The organism is Marseilla massiliensis (assembly GCF_016899955.1).
GTDB lineage: Bacteria > Bacteroidota > Bacteroidia > Bacteroidales > Bacteroidaceae > Prevotella > Prevotella intestinigallinarum.
Genome location: NZ_JACJJL010000067.1, coordinates 1 through 2,531 on the forward strand (window position 1 = coordinate 1; position 2,531 = coordinate 2,531).

Consider the following 2,531-nt stretch of genomic DNA (forward strand, 5'->3'; position numbering starts at 1 on the left):
AAAAAGCCGTGTATCAATGTACAACGTACATTTGACACACAGCTTGCTTTGTTTTGAATTCGTCGAATTCACGTTAATTAAAAACTTTACCTTCGTATACACCAATACCCAAACTACTACCCTTCTGTTTATTGAAATAATAATCTTTTAGTACGGCTATGGCGTTTGAGTAGTTTTCAAAACCTGTAACCCGAAAATTTATACATGGATAGATATTTAACGTATCCGCTAAATATTCCCGATATCCTATAAAGGCTTTTGCATCATATTTGAATCTTCTACTATCTTTAATTACCCCAAGCGCAAAACATTTACATCCGGCTTCATCGTACAAAATAGTATCAACCATCACAGTTAAATACTTCCTGCTTGAATATTGATTGCACTTAAAACTCTAAGACTTGACATCGAATCTACGCGAATATAGCGCGTAGAAATTTACTGGATCGTAAAATTCTTCACCTTTTATACAGGAGAGTCGATACCATTCAACGTTATTATAAATGCAATCAGCAACATGCAGTTTATCTTTATTATATTGTAGAGTGTCAACCGGCATTGATTGAGTGGTCGCATTATTTTGTACTGTGGGTGTACCAATACACCCACAGTACAATGTCAGAGCAATCAAAACCAGAATAATCATGACAAAAAGAGTCACTTTCTTCATAGCCATTACCTTCTATTTTGTTTTCTATTCTTATCCTCTCTCTGTACTCGGTATGGGTTTCGCTGCCATCGGGCAGAGTGACTTTCATTGCACGGTTGAGCACGTCATAGACGGTAACGGTGGGCGGGTGCGGTTGAATACGGATCTGCTGCCCACGGCTTCCGTTGTCGGATAATATGTCTTGGACACACGACCGAAGGCATCATAGACATTACGTCCGCTGACAATCATCACATTCTCATCCCTTGATGAGCCGCCCTTGGATGCGGTGGTCACGACACCGTCTTTCTTCACCTGAACAGGTCTGCCGAAGCCGTCTACAAGGGTCACGGTTTCCATATCGTCACTCGGATGCTGCACGTCATAGTGCTTGGTTACGGCATAGGCCGGTGCGCTGATACCTTTGTCGGTAAATTCGGCAATCGGATGATAGTCGAAAGAAATCACATAAGGTATTCCTGCTGCCAGTTCGTTCGGACCTCTTACCGCCTTGATACGACCAAGGTTGTCAATGTCGGTTTCATAATAGAAGTTATTCAAATCACGACGTTCCAATGCCATACCGTAGCTGTACCTCACCCGCTGACTAATCATATGTATAGAGATCATCTATTTCTTATTTTATTTATCATATAGAGAAATAAAATAAAATGAATGTCCGCATGTTCCCAAATTAGCAAAGTTTAAACCGCCAAGATGTCCGATAGGCGTGTATTGGAACACTTTATGCTTGATGCGAGATGTATGGACAATAAAAACGTATATGATATGACCCTGCTTGATTTTTACCGTCAATACCCAGACGAGGCCTCATGCGAGGCTGCATTGCGTAGTTTCCGTGAACACCACGGTCTGTTCTGCAGCCAGTGCGGCGGTTTGCGCCTGAGCTGGAATCCGAGCCATAAGTCCTGGACTTGCATGGATTGCAAACATGAGATGCAGCTTCGTTCGGGCACGGTCATGCAAGGCAGCCATCTTCCTGTGCGTGATTGGTTCGCGGCCATGTTCATGCTGACGGCTACCAGGCGTGCCATATCGGCAAAGGAGATACAGCGCCAGCTCGGCCGCAAGCGTTACCAGCCCGTATGGGAAATTGTGCATAAGCTGCGCGATGTGATGGGCAGGCGCGACAGCCTTTACGCCCTTCATGGGGATATGGAAGTGGACGAGGGCTTCTTTTCCACCGAAACTCCTGAAGACCAGAAGGACTGTCCGCTGAAGCGAGGGCGTGGAAGCCAGCGCAAGACTTCCGTCCTTGTCATGGCCGAAAGCAGCCGGTCCGCTACGCCTCCTGCCAGAAAGTACAGTACGCCCAAAACTGTCGGGCATATAAAGATGCTGGTCATCGGCGATTTTAAGGCTTCCACCATCACGGGCAAGATAAAGACGGGGACGGACGGAAACGCCGATGTGACCACGGACGGGTTCAGCAGTTATGCCGCTCTTGAAAAGGACGGAGTGACAACCTCCCACCATGCCGTAGTTGCGGATGACAAAAAGAGTGTCGGGAAAGTTCTGACTTGGGTGCACATTGCCATCAGCAATGCCAAAAGGAGCATACTGGACACGTACCATGACATAAAAGCAGAGTTCCTGCAACTCTACCTTAACGAGTTCTGTTATAAGTTCAACAGAAGGTATTTGGGCTTCAGACTCTTTGACAGGCCCGAACTTTGCGCATGTACGTATAGGGCGAACTTTAAACATCGAATTTATTGATTGGCAACTTGCGGACATTCATTTAAAATAATACAAATCTCCTGTAACATTATATTAAATATAACTAACGTGAGTTCGATGAATTATAACTATTTGTAAATTTGGTGATTAGCGAAAATTGTTGTAACTTTATAGTGTTCAA

The 2,531-nt window shown here is 44.6% G+C and carries 4 protein-coding genes; 1 reads left to right on the forward strand and 3 read right to left on the reverse strand.

Annotation, left to right across the window (positions count from 1 at the left end; genetic code table 11):
* Positions 1–73: 73 nt before the first annotated feature.
* From H6B30_RS15815 to H6B30_RS15825, 3 genes are all read right to left on the reverse strand, one after another.
* Positions 74–349, reverse strand: coding sequence for a hypothetical protein (locus H6B30_RS15815; RefSeq protein ID WP_205112220.1), 276 nt, complete (start codon positions 347–349; stop codon positions 74–76).
* Positions 350–394: 45 nt separating this feature from the next.
* Positions 395–670 carry a hypothetical protein gene (locus H6B30_RS15820; protein WP_205112222.1) on the reverse strand — a complete coding sequence of 92 codons (276 nt, stop codon included), beginning with the start codon at positions 668–670 and terminating at the stop codon, positions 395–397.
* Between the two features lie 84 nt (positions 671–754).
* On the reverse strand, positions 755–1,279 hold the full coding sequence (locus tag H6B30_RS15825) for a DUF6443 domain-containing protein (RefSeq protein ID WP_239484175.1): 525 nt from the start codon (positions 1,277–1,279) through the stop codon (positions 755–757).
* A gap of 159 nt (positions 1,280–1,438) precedes the next feature.
* On the opposite strand from H6B30_RS15825, the gene H6B30_RS15830 reads away from it, so the two are divergent.
* A complete protein-coding gene (locus H6B30_RS15830; protein WP_205112221.1) occupies positions 1,439–2,389 on the forward strand; it encodes an IS1595 family transposase in 951 nt (316 codons plus the stop codon).
* The last annotated feature ends 142 nt before the right edge of the window (positions 2,390–2,531 follow it).

Excerpts from the sequence above, each read along its gene's own strand:
- H6B30_RS15815 (WP_205112220.1), bottom strand. The coding sequence starts at position 349 with ATGGTTGATACTATTTTGTACGATGAAGCCGGATGTAAATGTTTTGCG.
- H6B30_RS15820 (WP_205112222.1), bottom strand. The coding sequence starts at position 670 with ATGAAGAAAGTGACTCTTTTTGTCATGATTATTCTGGTTTTGATTGCT.
- H6B30_RS15825 (WP_239484175.1), bottom strand. The coding sequence starts at position 1,279 with ATGATCTCTATACATATGATTAGTCAGCGGGTGAGGTACAGCTACGGT.
- H6B30_RS15830 (WP_205112221.1), top strand. The coding sequence starts at position 1,439 with ATGACCCTGCTTGATTTTTACCGTCAATACCCAGACGAGGCCTCATGC.